The organism is Bradyrhizobium sp. S3.7.6 (genome assembly GCF_054061875.1).
Window position 1 is genome coordinate 2,714,336 of record NZ_JBSSEQ010000001.1, and the last position, 17,362, is coordinate 2,731,697.

The 17,362-nt window shown below is 64.6% G+C and carries 17 protein-coding genes; 13 read left to right on the forward strand and 4 right to left on the reverse strand.

All coding sequences use genetic code 11. The features are described 5' to 3' along the window. The first annotated feature begins 109 nt into the window (after positions 1-109). Complete coding sequence (ilvC, locus tag ACVJ5M_RS12880; protein ID WP_063981628.1) at positions 110-1,129, forward strand: ketol-acid reductoisomerase; 1,020 nt, start codon at positions 110-112, stop codon at positions 1,127-1,129. 472 nt (positions 1,130-1,601) lie between these two features. Next, positions 1,602-2,453 carry an SDR family oxidoreductase gene (locus ACVJ5M_RS12885; protein ID WP_231143047.1) on the forward strand — a complete coding sequence of 284 codons (852 nt, stop codon included), beginning with the start codon at positions 1,602-1,604 and terminating at the stop codon, positions 2,451-2,453. A 7-nt stretch (positions 2,454-2,460) separates the two neighbouring features. Here ACVJ5M_RS12885 and ACVJ5M_RS12890 read toward each other — a convergent pair whose 3' ends face one another. Continuing rightward, positions 2,461-3,081, reverse strand: a complete 621-nt coding sequence (locus ACVJ5M_RS12890; protein WP_231143045.1) for a hypothetical protein — start codon at positions 3,079-3,081, stop codon at positions 2,461-2,463. A gap of 106 nt (positions 3,082-3,187) precedes the next feature. Here ACVJ5M_RS12890 and ACVJ5M_RS12895 point away from each other — a divergent pair, with 106 nt between their 5' ends. Then, entirely contained in the window at positions 3,188-3,853 is a 666-nt protein-coding gene (locus ACVJ5M_RS12895; RefSeq protein ID WP_354097216.1) for a TetR/AcrR family transcriptional regulator, read from the forward strand. A 303-nt stretch (positions 3,854-4,156) separates the two neighbouring features. Beyond that, positions 4,157-5,872 carry a sulfatase-like hydrolase/transferase gene (locus ACVJ5M_RS12900; RefSeq protein ID WP_166101617.1) on the forward strand — a complete coding sequence of 572 codons (1,716 nt, stop codon included), beginning with the start codon at positions 4,157-4,159 and terminating at the stop codon, positions 5,870-5,872. Positions 5,873-5,998: 126 nt separating this feature from the next. On the opposite strand, the gene ACVJ5M_RS12905 is transcribed toward ACVJ5M_RS12900, so the two are convergent. Next, a complete protein-coding gene (locus ACVJ5M_RS12905; RefSeq protein ID WP_231143041.1) occupies positions 5,999-7,558 on the reverse strand; it encodes a glycine betaine ABC transporter substrate-binding protein in 1,560 nt (519 codons plus the stop codon). Continuing rightward, positions 7,555-8,337 (reverse strand): ATP-binding cassette domain-containing protein, encoded by a 783-nt coding sequence (locus ACVJ5M_RS12910; protein ID WP_231143039.1) that lies wholly within the window; start codon positions 8,335-8,337, stop codon positions 7,555-7,557. Before ACVJ5M_RS12910 ends, ACVJ5M_RS12905 begins: the two co-directional genes overlap by 4 nt. Positions 8,338-8,477: 140 nt before the next feature. Between ACVJ5M_RS12910 and ACVJ5M_RS12915 the strand changes: the two genes are divergently transcribed. The 6 genes from ACVJ5M_RS12915 to ACVJ5M_RS12940 all read left to right on the forward strand — a co-directional run bounded on the left by ACVJ5M_RS12915 (position 8,478) and on the right by ACVJ5M_RS12940 (position 13,528). Further along, positions 8,478-9,296 carry an ABC transporter ATP-binding protein gene (locus ACVJ5M_RS12915; RefSeq protein WP_071910541.1) on the forward strand — a complete coding sequence of 273 codons (819 nt, stop codon included), beginning with the start codon at positions 8,478-8,480 and terminating at the stop codon, positions 9,294-9,296. Then, a complete protein-coding gene (locus ACVJ5M_RS12920; protein WP_014493076.1) occupies positions 9,296-10,081 on the forward strand; it encodes an ABC transporter permease in 786 nt (261 codons plus the stop codon). Before ACVJ5M_RS12915 ends, ACVJ5M_RS12920 begins: the two co-directional genes overlap by 1 nt. A gap of 102 nt (positions 10,082-10,183) precedes the next feature. Further along, a complete protein-coding gene (locus ACVJ5M_RS12925) occupies positions 10,184-10,720 on the forward strand; it encodes a DUF305 domain-containing protein (RefSeq protein ID WP_231143035.1) in 537 nt (178 codons plus the stop codon). A 9-nt stretch (positions 10,721-10,729) separates the two neighbouring features. Then, positions 10,730-12,199, forward strand: coding sequence for a YncE family protein (locus ACVJ5M_RS12930; protein ID WP_456679296.1), 1,470 nt, complete (start codon positions 10,730-10,732; stop codon positions 12,197-12,199). A gap of 49 nt (positions 12,200-12,248) precedes the next feature. Next, on the forward strand, positions 12,249-12,758 hold the full coding sequence (locus ACVJ5M_RS12935; protein WP_231145375.1) for a sigma-70 family RNA polymerase sigma factor: 510 nt from the start codon (positions 12,249-12,251) through the stop codon (positions 12,756-12,758). Next, positions 12,755-13,528 carry an anti-sigma factor family protein gene (locus ACVJ5M_RS12940; RefSeq protein WP_354099560.1) on the forward strand — a complete coding sequence of 258 codons (774 nt, stop codon included), beginning with the start codon at positions 12,755-12,757 and terminating at the stop codon, positions 13,526-13,528. The genes ACVJ5M_RS12935 and ACVJ5M_RS12940 overlap by 4 nt, the downstream gene beginning before the upstream one ends. Positions 13,529-13,601: 73 nt before the next feature. Here ACVJ5M_RS12940 and ACVJ5M_RS12945 read toward each other — a convergent pair whose 3' ends face one another. Next, on the reverse strand, positions 13,602-14,051 hold the full coding sequence (locus tag ACVJ5M_RS12945; protein ID WP_085401542.1) for a cupin domain-containing protein: 450 nt from the start codon (positions 14,049-14,051) through the stop codon (positions 13,602-13,604). Between the two features lie 139 nt (positions 14,052-14,190). Between ACVJ5M_RS12945 and ACVJ5M_RS12950 the strand changes: the two genes are divergently transcribed. The 3 genes from ACVJ5M_RS12950 (at position 14,191) to ACVJ5M_RS12960 (ending at position 17,356) form a co-directional block, all read left to right on the forward strand. Beyond that, positions 14,191-15,216 carry an ABC transporter substrate-binding protein gene (locus ACVJ5M_RS12950; RefSeq protein ID WP_085401543.1) on the forward strand — a complete coding sequence of 342 codons (1,026 nt, stop codon included), beginning with the start codon at positions 14,191-14,193 and terminating at the stop codon, positions 15,214-15,216. Between the two features lie 29 nt (positions 15,217-15,245). Next, the gene (locus tag ACVJ5M_RS12955) at positions 15,246-15,950 is read left to right on the forward strand and encodes a hypothetical protein (RefSeq protein WP_085401544.1); all 705 of its coding nucleotides are present in this window, start codon (positions 15,246-15,248) and stop codon (positions 15,948-15,950) included. 95 nt (positions 15,951-16,045) lie between these two features. Beyond that, the gene (locus tag ACVJ5M_RS12960) at positions 16,046-17,356 is read left to right on the forward strand and encodes an ABC transporter substrate-binding protein (RefSeq protein WP_085401545.1); all 1,311 of its coding nucleotides are present in this window, start codon (positions 16,046-16,048) and stop codon (positions 17,354-17,356) included. The last annotated feature ends 6 nt before the right edge of the window (positions 17,357-17,362 follow it).

Consider the following 17,362-nt stretch of genomic DNA (forward strand, 5'->3'; position numbering starts at 1 on the left):
CGGGTTTCCCTAGGGGCTGAAAATGCTCTAGACAGCCCCCGAAATCCGCAAATTTCACCCTTCGGACACTGACCTTTGGCCGATTCTGGCCCTGAACGAGGAAACGACCATGCGTGTTTATTACGATCGCGACGCCGACCTGAACCTGATCAAGGGCAAGAAGGTCGCCATCGTCGGCTATGGCAGCCAGGGCCACGCCCATGCGCTCAACCTCAAGGACTCCGGCGTCAAGGAAGTCGCCATTGCGCTGCGCAAGGACTCGGGCTCGGTCAAGAAGGCGGAAGCCGCCGGCTTCAAGGTGATGGAAGTCGCCGACGCCGCCAAATGGGCCGACCTCGTCATGATGCTGACCCCGGACGAGCTCCAGGGCGACATTTATCGTGAGCACCTGCACGACAACATGAAGAAGGGCGCCGCCCTCGTGTTCGCGCACGGCCTCAACGTCCACTTCAACCTGCTCGACCCGCGCGCCGACCTCGACGTGCTCATGATCGCGCCGAAGGGCCCCGGCCACACGGTGCGTTCGGAATATCAGCGCGGCGGCGGCGTGCCCTGCCTGATCGCGATCGCCAAGGACGTCTCGGGCAACGCCCATGACCTCGGCCTCTCCTACGCCTCCGCCGTCGGCGGCGGTCGTGCCGGCATCATCGAGACCACCTTCAAGGAAGAGTGCGAGACCGACCTGTTCGGCGAGCAGGTCGTGCTCTGCGGCGGCCTGGTCGAGCTGATCAAGGCCGGCTACGAGACCCTGGTCGAAGCCGGTTACGCCCCGGAGATGGCCTATTTCGAGTGCCTGCACGAAGTGAAGCTGATCGTCGACCTGATCTATGAAGGCGGCATCGCCAACATGAACTACTCGATCTCCAACACCGCGGAGTACGGCGAGTACGTCACCGGTCCGCGCATCGTCACGGCGGAGACCAAGGCCGAGATGAAGCGCGTTCTCGCCGACATCCAGGGCGGCAAGTTCGCCCGCGACTGGATGCTCGAGAACAAGGTCAACCAGACCTCGTTCAAGGCGACCCGCGCCAAGCTCGCCGCGCATCCGATCGAGGAAGTCGGCGCGAAACTGCGCGACATGATGCCCTGGATCAAGAAGGGCGCGCTGGTCGACAAGAGCAAGAACTGACGGCTGCGCCGTCATTCCGGGTTCGCGACTTCGTCGCGCCCCGGAATGACGAGCGAAACACAAGCTTCGCTCGCCAAACCAAATTTTAAACCTTCTCGACTACATCGGAGCGAGATCGCGAACGGCGGTCTCGCTCCTTTCATCTCGCGCGAAGCATTGCTGCTTCATTCAAATTCTTCGCGAGCTGACGTGCCCTCTGAGCACGAAGAACTGACGCTTAAACCACATTCTTGGTCTCGCGTCGTTTTCATGACTTCTCCAAAAGCTCGCGATCGCCAAAACCCCAGCGTCTTCAGAGTCAAGGATTCGGCTCTTCATCCGCATCTTCAGGGCGCACTCAATCTCATGTCGCGAAGCTCGCGCGCCGCTTCATCTTAAGAATCGACACCCGCGACGTCCCTTTGAGCGTTGGGTGGCATTGCGCTGACACATCCTTCTCTCCATGATCGCGGGAACTTGAGGGGAGGGGTCTATGCGATCTGTCGTCGTCACCGGCGCGTCCACCGGCATCGGCTGGGCCATTGCGAAATTTCTGATCGGGCGCGGCTACCGCGTCTTCGGCAGCGTCCGCAAGCAGGCCGACGCCGACCGGCTCAGGGGTGAGTTCGGCGCGAACTTCACGCCGCTCCTGTTCGACGTTACCGACGAGGCCGCCGTGCTCGCCGCTGCGCGCCAGGTTCGCGAGGCGCTGGCTGGCGAGACGCTGGCGGGGCTCGTCAACAATGCCGGCATTGCGGTCGCGGGGCCGGTCCTGGAATTATCGGTCGACGATTTCCGCCGCCAGATGGACATCAACGTCATCGGCCCGGTCATCGCGACGCAAGCCTTCGGGCCGCTGCTCGGCGCGGACCCGTCGCTGAAGGGGCCGAAGGGGCGGATCGTGATGATCAGCTCGGTCGCCGGCAAGAACGGCAATCCGCTGTCGGCGCCTTACTGCACCTCCAAGCACGCCATAGAAGGCCTGTCGGAGAGCCTGCGGCGTGAGCTGATGCTGTTCGGGATCGACGTCATCATCGTCGCCCCGGGCGCAGTGAAGACGCCGATCTGGAGCAAGGCCGAAGAGATCGATCTCTCCGTCTATCAGAACTCGCCCTATCTGCCGGCGCTGAACAAGGTCATGGCGTTCATGATGGACCTCGGTGCGAAGGGTCTGCCGGCCGAGCGGATCGCCGAAATCGTGTTCGAGGCGCTGACCGCCGCGAGCCCCAAGGTGCGCTACCAGATCACGCCGGATCCGTTGCGCCATCTGGTCGGCGCATTGCTGCCGAAACGGACGGTTGATCGCATCATCGCCAAGCGCCTGGGGTTCCTGCCGCAGGGCTGATCGACGTTCAGCTCGCTTCGGCCGTCCGTCGGCGGGGGTGGGCGGCCATCGCGATCAGCCGCAGCGCCATCACGGCGAGCAGCGGAATGAGGAAGGCGGCATAGAGCGGCATCGCCGGCACGCGCTTGCCGAACGACACCATGAACTGGAACCAGAGGTAATAGCCGCCCACGAGGTGCAGCACGCGCCAGGCCTGCGGTCCGAGCAGCGCGGCGGTGCGGTCGAACGAGGTCGCGCTCATGGCGATGATGAACGCATAGCCGATGCCGCCGAAGATGTAGGAGGCGGCCGAGGTGGCGTCCACAAAGCCGGCCGGGTCCATTTTGGCGAAGGCAACGATCGCAACTGCGTGGATGGCGTGGGAGGCCGCAAAGCTCAGGCCCAGATCGCGGCGGTTGCGGCGCTGCCAGCGGGTCCAGGCGTTTGGCCACAGCCGGGCGAGCGCCGCTGCACTGAAGGCAAGGCAGAATAGCAGCAGCGAGCTTCGCGCCGTGAAACGGATCACCATCCGTACGCCCTCGACCTCGAACTGCCGCATCGACGCGATCCACAGGCTGAGCGCGATCAGGCTCAGGGTGAGCACGGCGAGCAGCCGCCAGCCCTCGAACCAGTTTTGGCGTTGTGACATGGCGGTCTCCTCCCTAATGTAAGCATTGATTACATTTCAGGCTGGCGAAATCGTCAACGGTGTAATCGGTGCTTACATTCACGTTCGGGTGATGCTAGGCAGCGCCATGCCCGCCCGACAGCCGTCCAAGCCGCGCGCCCGCCGCCAAACGCCGGAAGCCCGGCCCTATCATCACGGTGACCTCCGCCGCGTGCTGATCGATGCTGCGTTGCAACTGGCGGCGGAGGGTGCCGAAGTCTCGGTGCGCGAGGCCGCACGCCGGGCCGCGGTTTCGCCGGGGGCGCCGTTCCGGCACTTCCCCAACCGCGACGCGCTGATGGCGGCGGTGGCCGGGGAGGCGCAGCGGCGCTTTCGCGCCGAGATCGAGGTGGCGCTGGATCAGGCGCCGGCCACCGACCCGCTCGGCCGCTTCCGCGCCTTCGGGCTCGCTTACCTGCGCTGGGCGACGCGCAACCCCGCGCATTTCGAGATCATCTCCACGGGGCGCTACTTCGCCCATGGCAGCTCCGCGGAGCTGACGCGCGACAATGCCGAGCTGATCGCTCTGACCGAACGGATGCTGGCAGACGCGGCGGAGCAGGGCCTGCTGCGGTCGGCCGACCTCAAGCGCATCCAGATCGCCGGCCGCGCCCTGGTCTATGGCTTTGCCCGGATGAACCTCGACGGCCACTTTCCGCGCTGGGGGGTGGAGGAGGGCGAGACCGAGCGGATGGCGGAAGGGGTGATCGACCTCTTCATCGCGGGGATCGTGAAGTCGGGCCGCGGCTCCTGAACTGACTGACCCTCATGGCGAGGAGGCGCGTAGCGCCGTCTCGAACCATGCAGGCCCACTCGGGCCTCGCCCTTCGAGACGCCTGCTTCGCAGGCTCCTCAGGGTGAGGGGATGGAGTTGGCCGTGCGGCTGTTCGGCGCCTGCTAACATTAAGCGAAGGTCGGACCGCGACACGCGTTGCTTGTCCGCGACCATTCAATTACAGTTTTATGACACGGTGCAGGCTTCCGGCTGCGCCGAACGCCGCAGGCCGGCCCGACGGCTGGGTATTCATCGCGCCGGACCAGAAGTTGCGTGCCGTCGATGGCGTCCGCGCCGAATCCAGGTCCTTCTGCCACCACCGCCGTGCTGGCGAGCGTTGCCGCGCTCGGCATCTGGCGCCTGCTTGCGGTTGCCGCGCCGCATCTTGCCGCCCTCGCGCTGATGTACGAGACCGAGACCGATTTGGGTTCGCGGCTTTCGTTCGTGCTCGCCTGGGGCATCCTCAATTTCTTCTGGATCACGCTCTTGCGGCGGCCGGCGCTGTCGGGCGCGCTGTCGCTGACCATGGTCGTCGTGCTGGTGCTGCTGTCGCGTCTCAAGCACGACGTCGTGCAGATGACGGTCAACTTCATCGACCTGATGATGATCGACCGCGACACCGTGGCGTTCCTGTTCACGATCTTCCCGAACCTGCGCTGGTCGGTGATCGGGGCCGGCCTCGTCACGCTGCCGCTGATGTATGCGCTGTGGTGGCTCGATCCGTTTCGCATCCGCCGCCTGCCGGCGTTCGCGTCCACGCTCGCCTGTCTTGCCGCACTGGTCGGCTATTCGCTCTATCATCCAGACGAGGCCTGGCGCGGCTATTACGACGACGGCTATCTCTCGAAATTCTTCCGCTCCGGCGTCAGCGCGGTCTCCGATTTCGCGCAATACGGTTTCATGGAGTCGGCCGCCTCGACCAACGAACGGCTCAACATGCCGCTGGTGGATGCCTGCCACCCCGCGGGCCGCCGGCCGAACATCATCATGGTCCATGATGAATCGAGCTTCGACATCCGCGCCGCCCAGGGCATCAAGGTGCCGCCGCGCTATGGCGATCATTTCAAATCCTTTGACGGCAAGCAGCGCACGTTCCTGGCCGAGAGCAATGGCGGGCCGAGCTGGTTCACCGAATACAACGTGCTCGCTGGCCTCTCCTCGCGCTCGTTCGGCCGCTTCGCCTATTTCGTGACGCGCATCGCCTCAAACCGCGTCGAGCGCGGCCTGCCGCTGGCGTTGCGCCGCTGCGGCTATGACACGCTATCGCTCTATCCCGCCTATGGCGGCTTCATGGGCGCGCGCAGCTTTCAGGTGACGACGGGCGTCGAGCGCTTCCTCGACTCGAAGGATCTCGGCGCCAAGGACGTCGAGCCGGACTCCTTTTTCTACGACAAGGCGCTCCAACTGATGGGCCAGCAGCCGCCGAACAAGCCGCTGTTCACCTTCATCTATCTCGGCGCCAATCATTTCCCCTGGGAGACGCGCTTCCGCCCCGATCTGCTGCCGAACTGGCGCGCGCCGGGCAATAATGTGGCGTCCATCGACGAATATCTGCGCCGACAGGCGATGAGCGCCGAGCAGTACAGAGCGTTTGTGGCGGGGCTGAAGAAGAATTTTCCCGGCGAGCCCTTCCTGATCGTGCGCTACGGCGATCACCAGCCTGAGTTTGCGCCGAACCTCCTCGAGCCCGGGCTCGACGAGGGCGCCCTCGGCAAGAAGCTCGACGCTTACGACCCGCGTCTCTACGCGACCTATTACGCGATCGACGCCATCAATTTCGAGCCGGTGAAGAGCGAGGCCGTGATGGACACGGTCGACGGCCCCTATCTCCCGCTGGTGATTCAGGAAGCCGCCGGCATTCCGCTCGATCCCTCCTTCGCCGAGCAGAAGCAGATCATGCTCCGCTGCAAAGGCATCTTCTACGGCTGCAAGGACGGCGCCGAGGCGCGGCGGCTCAACCGGCTGCTGATCAATGCCGGGATCATCCGGGGGCTGTAGCGCTGGGGTACGCAGACCCAGATCGTAGGGTGGGCAAAGCGAAGCGTGCCCACCATCCTGTTGCGCGTGTTGAGAGACGGTGGGCACGGCGCTTACGCGCCTTTGCCCACCCTACGAAATCCGGGCCTACCGCTTGCCCACCTTCTCCCAAAGCCACTTCGCCACCGCATCCGGCGATGAATTCGCGTCGTTGCCGCTGGCGCGCAAATTGGCCTCGCGCATTGTGGCGATGTCGATCTTGCCAAGCAGCGGCTTGAGCGCGCCCTGTAGTCGCTCATCGCCGGCCCGCTTCGGCGCCAGCAGCAGGATCGCGTCGTAGGGCGGGATCGCGTGCCTGGGATCGTCCAGCACGACCAGATCGTATTTCGCGATCAGTCCGTCGCTGGTGTAGCCGGCGATCACGTCGACCTCGCCGCTGGCGACGGCCGCATACATGAAATCCGGCTGCATCTGGCGCTGGGCGCGGAACGAGAGGCCATAGGATTTTTGCAGCGCTGCCCATTCGGGGCGCGAGAAGAATTCGTAGTCGCCGGCGATGGACAGCGCCGGTGCATGCGCGGCGAGATCGGCGATGGTGCGGATGCCGAGCGCTTCGGCGCGCTTCTTCGGCATCACCAGCGCATAGGCGTTCTCGAAGCCAAGCTCGCCGAGCAGGGTGATATGGTCCTCTGCGAGCGCTGTCTTGAGCTCCGCCAACAACTCCGCGCGCGGCTTGATGTCCGTGCGGTGCAGCTGGTTGGCCCACAGCGTGCCGGAATAATCGACATAGAGATCGATGTCGCCGGCCTTGAGCGCCTCGAAGATCACGCTGGAGCCGAGACCCGACCGCGCGGTCGCGGGGAGACCGGCGGCCTGGAGGCGATCCCTCAGCAGGGCCGACAGCACATATTGCTCGGCGAACGTCTTGGCGCCGACGACATAGCTCTGCGACGAGCGTCCCATCGTCGGCACCAGCGTTGCGAGGACCAGCGCCGCGATCCCGATGCCGCCAAGCGCGGCAGGCAGGCGGTTGCGGTGACGCAAGCCGCTCTCGATCAGGCCGAGCAGCTGATCGACGGCGAGCGCGAGCAGGGCCGAGGCAAAGCAGCCGAACAGCACGAACACCCAGTTCTGGGTCTGAAGCCCGGCAAAAATGTAATTGCCGAGGCTGGTCTGCCCGATCGGCGTCGACAGGGTCGCGGTGCCGATCACCCACACCGCCGCGGTGCGGATGCCGGCCATCATCACCGGCAGCGCCAGCGGCAGCTCGACCATGATGAGCGACTGCCGCGCGGTCATGCCGACGCCCTTGGCGGCTTCGATCAGCGCAGGATCGATGCCGTTGAGGCCCGTGATGCCGTTGCGCAGCACCGGCAGCATCGAATAGAGCGCGAGCGCCAGCATCGCCGGCAGGAAGCCGAAAGCGGAGAAGGAGATTCCGAACCAGGCGAGTGTCAAGGACGCGGCCAGCAGCAGCAGCGGATAGAACAGCGCGAGCAGCGCCAGGCCGGGCACCGTCTGCACGATGCTTGCGAGCGCGAGCAGGATGGCGCGCGGCGCCGGGCGGTTGCGCGTCAGGATCGCCAGCGGCAGGCTGACGGCGAGGCCGAGCGCGAGCGCGGCGAGGCTGACCCGAACATGGTTGCCGAGATAGTCGGGCAGATGCGACAGCGCCTCGCCCCAGCGCGGATCGGCGAACAGGCTCATGCCGCACCGCTTTGTGGCAGCAACGCGTTCAGCCGCTCGACCTGGCGCCGCGGCGTGCGCAGCAGCTCCAGCACATAGGCGTCGCTGCTGCTTGAGAGTTCCGCGGGCGTGCCCTGCGCCAGCAGTCGTCCGCCGCGCATCACCGCGATGCGGTCGGCGAGCAGGATCGCCTCCGTCATGTCATGGGTGATCATGACGGTGGTCAGGCCGAGCTTGCGGTGCAGTTCGCGAAAATCCTCGCCGAGCGCATCGCGGGTGAGGGGATCGAGCGCGCCGAACGGCTCGTCCATCAGCACGATGCGGGGCCGTGCCGCGAGCGCCCGCGCCACCCCGACGCGCTGGCGCTGGCCGCCGGAGAGCGCCTCGGGCAGGCGATCGCGATGCGCGCGACGGTCGAGTTGCACGAGCTCGAGCAGCTCGTCGACCCGCGCGGTGATGTCCGCTGCCGGTGCGCCCAGCAGCCTTGGCGTGATCCCGATATTGTCGGCGACGCTCAGATGCGGAAACAGCCCGCCGCTTTGGAAGACGTAGCCGATCCGGCGCCGCAGCGCGACCGGATCGACGGTTTGCACATCCTCGCCCTCGACCGTGATGGTGCCGGCATCGGCCTCGATCAGCCGGTTGGCGAGCCGCAGCAGCGTGGTCTTGCCGGAGCCGGAGCCGCCGACGATGGCCAGAAATTCGCCCTCGGCGATGTCGAGCGACACATCGTCGACGGCCTTGAGTGAGCCGAAGTTCTTGCTGACGTGGGAATAGCCAATCATCGGCCTGGAAGACATTGGGCGGGGCTCACTCTCTTACCCTCCCCCTCCAGGGGAGGGTAAGAGCACGGCAGGACCCATGCGTAGCACGCTTGGCGGCTCGATTGAACTTGGCCGCGCGAGCGGCTAAGGCATCGGGCCAAGTTCGGAGGGAACACATGACGACGCCCACGGCAGTGGCGCTGGAAGACGCCAAGGTCGCGTTCCGGCTGGGGGACGACCGGGTCTATACGGCGGTGGAGAAGGCGCATCTTTCGGTGGCGCAGGGCGAGTTCGTTGCCATCGTCGGGCCGACCGGCTGCGGGAAATCGACGCTGCTCAACGTCGCGGCCGGCCTGCTCAAGCCCGCCGCCGGCAGCATCAAGATTTTCGACCGGCCGCTCGCGGGGCTGAACCGGGACGCCGGCTACCTGTTCCAGGCCGATGCGCTGTTCCCCTGGAAGACCGCGCTCGACAATGTCGCGATCGGGCTCGAAATCGCGGGCACGTCCCGCGCCGAGGCACTGCAACGTGCGCAAAAATGGCTGACCTCCGTCGGCCTCGGCGCCTTCGCCAACCGCTATCCGCACATGCTCTCCGGCGGCCAGCGCAAGCGCGTGGCGCTGGCACAGGTGCTGATCCGCGACCCAAAGATACTCCTGATGGACGAGCCGTTCGGGCCGCTCGATGCGCAGACCCGCCAGGTCATGGGCAATCTGCTGCTCGACCTCTGGAACGCCGACCGCAAGGCCGTGCTGTTCGTGACCCATGATCTCGAAGAGGCGATCGCGCTCGCCGACCGCGTCGTGATCATGTCGGCGGGGCCGTCCTCGCGCATCATCGGCGACTGGCGCGTGAGCTTGCCGCGCCCGCGCGATATTTTCGAGGTGCGGCTGGACAAGGAGTTCCATGCGCTCCACCGCGAGATCTGGAGCGTGCTCAAGGACGAGGTGATGAAGGGCTACGCGCAATCGACCCAAGCGGCGGAGGCGATCTGATGTCGCGCGTGACGCTGCTTGCGCTGCAAGTCCTGGTCGCTGTCGTCTGCCTCGTACTGTGGCAGCTCTTTGCGACCGTGCCGGTGTTCGGAAAAATCCTGTTGCCGCCGTTCTTCTTCTCCAACCCGGTCGACGTGTTCAGCCAGATCGTCAAATGGTTCTCGTCCGGCGTGATCTGGAAGCATCTTGGCATCACGTTGACGGAATCGATTCTGGCGTTCGTGATCGGATCGCTCGGCGGCGTGCTGGTCGGCTTCTGGTTCGCGCGCCAGCCGCTGGTTGCCGCGGTGTTCGACCCCTACGTCAAGATGGTCAACGCGCTGCCGCGCGTCGTGCTTGCGCCGATCTTCGCGCTGTGGCTGGGCCTCGGCATCTGGTCCAAGGTCGCGCTCGGCGTGACGCTGGTGTTCTTCATCGTGTTCTTCAACGTCTATCAGGGCGTCAAGGAGGTCAGCCGCACCGTGCTCGACAATGGCCGCATGCTCGGCATGAGCGAGCGGCAGCTGATGCAGCACGTCTATTGGCCGTCGGCGCTGTCGTGGATGTTCTCGTCGCTGCACACCTCGGTCGGCTTCGCCGTGGTCGGCGCGGTCGTCGGCGAATATCTGGGATCGGCGGCGGGGCTCGGCTATCTGATCCAGCAGGCCGAAGGCATCTTCGACGTCGCCGGTGTGTTCGCCGGCATGTTCGTGTTGTCGGCCTTCGTCATCCTGATCGACTTCGGGGTGACGCTGGTTGAGCGCAGGCTGCTGGTCTGGCGCCCGACCGTGGACGGGCGGGGGTAGGCCGCCTCGTTTGGCTGCTGACGTTTATGTGATTGACCGCCCGGAATAGAACGCGCGGCCATACGTCATACCCCCATGCAACCACCTGCATGGGAGTTCAGGATGCCCCCCTCACAGTTTCGCCGCGCCGTAGCGGCTCTTGCAAGCAGATGCCGATGGCCCAGGCCCGGCCTCGGCACGGCGTTCCTTGCCGCGCCAATTCTGGTCGCGTCCGTACTCCCGCTGCTCGTGTTCGCGCATGAATCCCATCCGGCCGCCGCGCCGGCCGCGGTGGGCACGGAGGAGCGTGCGTTTTTGGAAGAAAACGAAGCGGCGATGACCAAGATGATGAACGACATGGCGGCCAAGCCGACCGGCGACATCGATCGCGACTTCGTCGCAATGATGAGCCCGCATCATCAGGGCGCGATCGACATGGCGGTCATCGAATTGCGCTATGGCAAGAACGAGCAGCTGCGGCGCATCGCCCAGGAAATCATCGTCGACCAGATGCAGGAGATCGCGGCCATGAAGCTCGCGATCGGCGAGCCGGCGACAGACACCACGCCCGCCCCGACCCAACCGCCCTCAGCTCCCAACACAACCGTTCATCATCATCCGGGCATGCAGATGGATATGTCCACGGGAATGAAGAAGTAGGAGTCGCAGATGCAGACGTCACGAAGCACTATGATGAAGAGCATTTTCCTGGCGGCCACGATGCTTGCGACGGGTTCGATCGCGTGGGCGGGGCAGGCGCCGGGCGCGCTGTCCGGCCCCGATATTCCGATCAGCCATCACGACCGCGTCTACGCGGCGGAGCAGTTCTCGAATACGGTTTCGGTCACCGATCCGGTCGACAACAAGCTGCTTGGCGTGATCCGGTTGGGCGACCCGCAGCCCGGCAATTTCAGCCCGCTCTACAAGGGCCAGGTGCTCGTACATGGCATGGGCTTCTCGCCCGATCACAAGACGCTCGCCGTGGTGTCGATCGGCTCGAATTCGGTGAGCTTCATCGACACCGCGACCAACGCGGTCAAGCATATCACTTACGTCGGACGATCGCCGCACGAGGCGTTCTTCACGCCGGACGGCAAGGAAGTGTGGGTCACCGTTCGCGGCGAGAACTACATCTCCGTCATCGATCCGATCAGCTTCAAGGAGAAGACCCGCATCACGACCCCGAACGGGCCGGGCATGCAGATTTTCTCACCCGACGGCAAATACGGCTACATCTGCTCGTCGTTCAATCCCGAGACCGACGTCGTCGCGGTGGCCGAGCACAAGATCGTCGCCACGGTGAAGCAGGAGAGCCCATTCTGCCCGAACATCGCGGCGACGCCGGATGGAAACCAGGTGTGGTTCACGCTGAAGGACGTCGGCCGGACACAGGTGTTCAACGCCAAGCCACCGTTCAACGCGATCAAGACGATCGATACCGGGCCGATCACCAACCACGTCAATTTCGCGCACACTGCCAAGGGCACGTTCGCCTACGTCACCATCGGTGGCCTGAACGAAGTAAAGGTGTTCCGCACCGACGATTTCTCGCAGGTCGCAACGATCCCGGTCCGCAATCTGCCGCACGGCGTCTGGCCGTCCGGCGATGGCACACGCATCTATGTCGGGCTGGAGAACGCCGACGCGCTCGCGGCCATCGACACGGCGACCAATAAAGTGGTCGGGAACGTTCCGATCGGCCAGGCGCCGCAGGCAATCGCGTATGTTCCAAATGCCGCGCCTAACCCTGATGACCGCCAGAATTTGCAGGCACTCGGCGTTGCCGGCCAGGTCGCTCATCTCACGCTTACGTCGAAGGACGGTGCAAAGGACGGCATGGCGCCGACCAGCGTGTCGCTGTTCGATCAAGGCCTGATTCAGATCTTGCAGGCTTCGGTGACGGGACTTCAGCCCAAGCAGAAATATGTGCTTGCCCTGGCGGAACATGGCGACGGAAGCGGCCCGTTGCAGCCGTTGGCGGCGTTCATGACCAATCCGGCTGGATCTGCCATCGTCAATGTGGCCGGTCCGATCCGGCAGATCGTCGACCAGTCCGCCGCTGAAGCAAGGCGGTACCTGGTGATTGCGGCCGGCGACGCGGCCATGCCTGGTGAGGCGGTCCAGATCGAGGCGCGATGACGCGCCGTCCGACGTCGGCAAAGGGCAGGTGGAGCGCCTCGTGAAGGACATGCTGGTTCAGGTCGGGCCGCTTATCCCCGCGCTCCGCCGCTACGCGCGCGCGCTTTTGCGCGATCGCGTGGCTGCCGATGATCTGGTTCAGGATTGCCTGGAACGTGCCGTCAGCCATTGGCATCAGCGGCGCGACGGCAGCGTGCGCGCCTGGCTGTTCAGCATCCTCCACAATCTGGCGGTCACGCAATTCCGCCAGGCGACGGCGCGGGGCAGGCATATGCCGATCGACGATGCAGGCGAGCGTGAGCTTGTCAGTGCCGCCGCGCAGGAGCACAGGCTGATCTATCGGGATGTCCTGAAAAAGCTTGCGAGACTGCCGGAAGAGCAGCGTGCCGTGTTGTTGCTTGTTGCGGTTGAGGATCTATCCTACGCGGACGCCGCGGGAGTGCTGAAGATCCCGGTCGGGACCGTGATGTCACGCCTGTCGCGCGCGCGGGAGAGGCTATTGCAGGAGATGGAGGGCGTGGCTCCAGGGAACGTCGTGGCATTGCGGGGCGTGAAATGAACCGCCGGCCGATCACCGAGGATGATCTCCACGCCTATGTCGACCAGGCGCTCGAGCCTGAGCGGCGCGCGGAGGTCGCATCCTATCTGGACGATCATCAGGATGTCGCCGCGCGCGTTGCGGCCTTCGCCACCCAGCGGGAGGAGCTGCGCGGGGCATTTGCGTCGATCGCCGACGAGCCGTTGCCGGCCGAGCTGAATCTGTCGCACACCATCGAGAGCCGGAGGCGGTCTCCCATGCGGGCGTGGTGGGTGATCGCTGCGATGTTGCTTCTCGGCATCGGCGGTCTCGGCGGATGGACCATGCGCGGCGTCTTGCAGGAGGGCTCGAACGGACTGTCTGCGCTGGCACAGGAGGCGGCCTATTCGTATGGCGTTTACGCACCGGACCGCGTGCGGCCGGTCGAGATAAGGGCGTCCGACAGTGCCGAGCTCACGCAATGGGTCTCCAGGCGGTTGAAGCAGCCGGTCAAGGTGCCGGATCTCTCTGTATCCGGCTATCGTCTGATGGGCGGTCGCCTGGTTGCGACGTCGCACGGCCCGGCCGCGATGTTCATGTACGATGACGATCACGGCGACCGGCTTGTCGTGCTGACGCGTCCGATGAGCAACCGCAATCTGGATACGCCGATGATGCCGCAATCGACCGGCGATGTCGCGGGCTTCGTGTGGGCGGATGGCGGCATGGGTTACACGCTCGTCGGCCAGCTTCCGGGCGACACCCTCAAGCCGATCGCGAACGAGATCCGGAAGCAGACGCGCCCGATCTAGCCTCGAAACTGACGAAATGGGCCCGCACGGCAGTGCGAGCCCGAACGTTCAACCGGCCCGAGTTGCGGGGAGCCTAGTCCAGCAGCTTGGTGTCATCGGGCGCCTGCGGCGGCGTCTTGATCGCGATCGCCTTGACCTGACCGCTGATCGGCTTGGTGCCGCCATGCGGGGTGCCCTTGGGGATGATGACGAGGTCGCCGGGTTTCACCGTCACCTCCTTGTCGCCGAGCCAGATCGTCCCGGTCCCGTCCAGGATGTACTGGATCTCGTTGGTGTTGGGATGCATGTGCTTGGGCACATTGCCGACCTGGATCGAGATGGTGGCGCCGTCGGCGCTGGCGAACATCTTGGAACGGTAGCCGACATTGTTGGCGGGGCCGAGTGCGTCGCCTTCCATCTCGCCGGTGTGGATGATCTGCGCGGTGACGTTCTCGGCGGCCAGCGCCGGCCGGAGCAGTTGGTTCGCGCCGCATCCGGCGGCAAAGGCGGCGGCGATCGACAGGCCGATTGCAAGGCGCTTCATGGATGATCCTCCCCATCAAGAATTGTTCTTGTGGACCCATGCTATTGCGCCGAAAGGCCGATGGCGAGTCGCACTTTGGCAGTGCTTCTCAAGCCAATCCTGCTGCTCTATGGTGCCGCCAGCCGAACGGAGGAAACCAATGAAGAACACAATTGCCAGGCTCGCCGGCGCGCTGCTCGCGCTGACGCTCACCACCGGTCTTGCCGCGGCGCAAAGCAAGGTGACCATCGCGATCGGAGGCGGCGCCTGCCTGTGCTATCTGCCCACGGTGCTGGCCAAGCAACTCGGCGAATACGAGAAGGCGGGCCTCAATGTCGAGCTCGTGGACCTCAAGGGCGGCTCGGACGCGCTGAAGGCCGTGCTCGGCGGCAGCGCCGACGTGGTCTCCGGCTATTTCGACCATTGCGTCAACCTTGCCGCCAAGAAGCAGGAGCTTCAAGCCTTCGTGGTCTATGACCGTTATCCCGGCCTCGTGCTGGTGGTCTCGCCGTCGCACACGAACGAAATCAAGTCGATCAAGGATCTCGCCGGCAAGAAGGTCGGCGTCAGCGCGCCCGGCTCCTCCACCGACTTCTTCCTCAAATATCTCCTGAAAAAGAACGGGCTTGATCCCGCCGGCACCGCCGTGATCGGCGTCGGCCTCGGCGCCACCGCCGTGGCCGCGATGGAGCAGGGGCAGATTGACGCCGCCGTGATGCTCGATCCCTCCGTCACCGTGCTCCAGGGCAGCCACAAGGATCTGCGCATCCTCAGCGACACCCGGACCCAGAAGGACACGCTCGAGACGTTCGGCGGCGAATATCCGGGCGGCGCGCTGTACTCGACCGTGGCCTGGATCAACGGCCACGAGAAGGAAACGCAGGCCCTCACCAACGCAATGCTCGCCACGATCGGCTGGATCCATTCGCATTCGCCGGAGGAGATCATGGCGAAGATGCCGGACGAGATGGTCGGCAAGAACAAGGAGCTTTATCTCGCCGCGCTGAAGAACACGATCCCGATGTTCTCCGAAACCGGCAAGATGGACCCGAAGGGCGCGGATGCGGTGCTCGCGGTGTTCAGCGTCGGCTCGCCCGAGGTGGCCGCTGCCAAGATCGACGTCAGCAAGACCTTTACCAACAAGTATGTCGATCAGGCCAAGAAGATCACGGGGAATGCCAAATAACTGACGCGAAGGCATTGTAATCAGCTGTCATGACGTCATTGGTCATTCATCGCGTCACGACGCTTGATCTTGCCGTGCGGCCAATCGCCTGGCCGTTCGCGGAGGAACGCCGCGCCGAGATCGCGGCGCATTTCGCCGAGAAGCAGCGCGAGCGGCCGAAGATGTGGAACGGCCGCGTCCTGCTCGGGCGCGATGCCGTGTTCACGGACGGCCATCTCGCCGCGACCTATTTCGAGACGGATTTCGCGAGCTTCCTTGCCTGGCGCGACTGGGGCTTTCCCGACAAGGCCGTGTTCAACGGTTTTGGCATGGGCGCGCTGCGCGCCTCCGACGGCGCCTTCATCATGGGCGAGATGGCGCAGCACACCGCCAATGCGGGCCGCATCTATTTCCCCTCGGGCACGCCCGATCTGGACGACGTCAGTGACGGCGCGCTCGACATTCCCGGCAGTGTCATCCGCGAACTCGGGGAAGAGACCGGCTTGACCGCGGCCGACTACCGGACCCAGCCGGACTGGCACTGTGTCGTCACTGGTCCGTCGATTGCAATGATTCAAATTATCAACCTGGACATGCCGGGTGACGTAGCCCGGGCCCGGATCGAGGCCAACCTCGCCCGCGAAGCCGAACCGGAGTTGTCGGCCATTCATCTCGTGCGCGGGATGAGTGATCTCACGCCGACCATGCCGCGATTTGTCACGGCCTTTATCGAGCAGCAGTTCGCGTCGCGCTGAAGCGCGAGGCTTGACATCGCTGCCCCCAGCCCATGTGATGGGCCAAAAAGCAAAAGCAACAAGACTGCAATGCACAATCGTCCAGGGAGGTTTTGATGCGCCTGCGCATGGCTGCCCGCTTGGTACGTGGGCTGTTGGTCGCGATATCAGCGACGGGCTTGATGGCTTCGGCCCAGGCTCAAGAGAAGAAGATCAAGATCGGCGTTGTTTTCGACCTGACCGGGCCTCTCGCGGGCGGTGGATCTGAGCTCGGCTATATCGGCGCAAAAATTATTCTCGACCATTTCGCCAAGACCGGCGTCGAAGGCTACAAGATCGAGGCGGTCTACGCCGACGCTCAGAGCAAGCCCGACATCGCCATCAACGAATCCGTCCGCCTGCTCGAGCAGGAGAAGGTGGACATGGTGCTCGGCTTCTTCTCCTCGGCACAATGCGTGCCGGTCGCCGCCCGCGTCGAGCAGCTCAAGAAGTTCATGTGGATGACGACCTGCATCTCGTCGGCCGTGTTCAACGACAAGGGCTACAAATACGTGTTCCGCCCGCAGGCGAGCGGCGACCAGTTCGGCATGATGACGATGGATTTCATCGCGCAGAATGCCAAGGCGAAGTTCGACAAGGAGCCGAAGGACCTGCGCGTCGCCATCATCCACGAGGATGGCGCCTATGGCGTCGACGTCTCAAGGGGCAACGAGGCCGGCGCGAAGAAGGCGGGCTTCAACGTCGTGATGAAGGAAGGCTATTCGGCGACTGCGCCCGATCTCTCCGCGCTGGTGACCAAGCTGAAGCGTGCCAAGCCAGATGTCATTTTCCACACCGGCTACAACCCTGACATCACGCTGCTGCTGCGCCAGGCCCGCGAGCAGGGGCTGAAGTTCGGCGCGCTGATGGGCCATGGTGCCGGCTACGGCGTCTACGAGAAGCTGAAAGAGGGGATGGGAGCTGACGCCACCTACATCTTCAACACCGACCCGATCTCGATCTGGCTCGCCAACCAGAAGACCATGGATCCGAAGCTCCCGCCCGTGATCAAGATGGTCGGCGAGGAGTTCGACAAGATCAGGCCCGGCGTTGCCATCCGCTCCGCGCATGTCGGCATCGGCGCGTCCAACACTTACGTGTTCATGAGTGATGTGCTGCCGCGCGCGATCAAGAAGTATGGCGGCGTCGATCCCGACGCGCTGCGCAAGGCCGCGCTCGACACCGACATCCCCGAAGGCGGCACGATGCTCGGCTTCGGCGTCAAGTTCTACGGCGAGGGCACGCCGATGGCCGGGCAGAACGAGCGGTCGTTCCCGGTCGTGATCCAGTACATCGACGACAAATCCTCTGTGGTGTGGCCCAAGAGTCAGTCGCAGCGCGAGGCTGTGCTGCCGCTGCCGAAGGGCACCACCTACAGCAACCAGTAGCGGCGG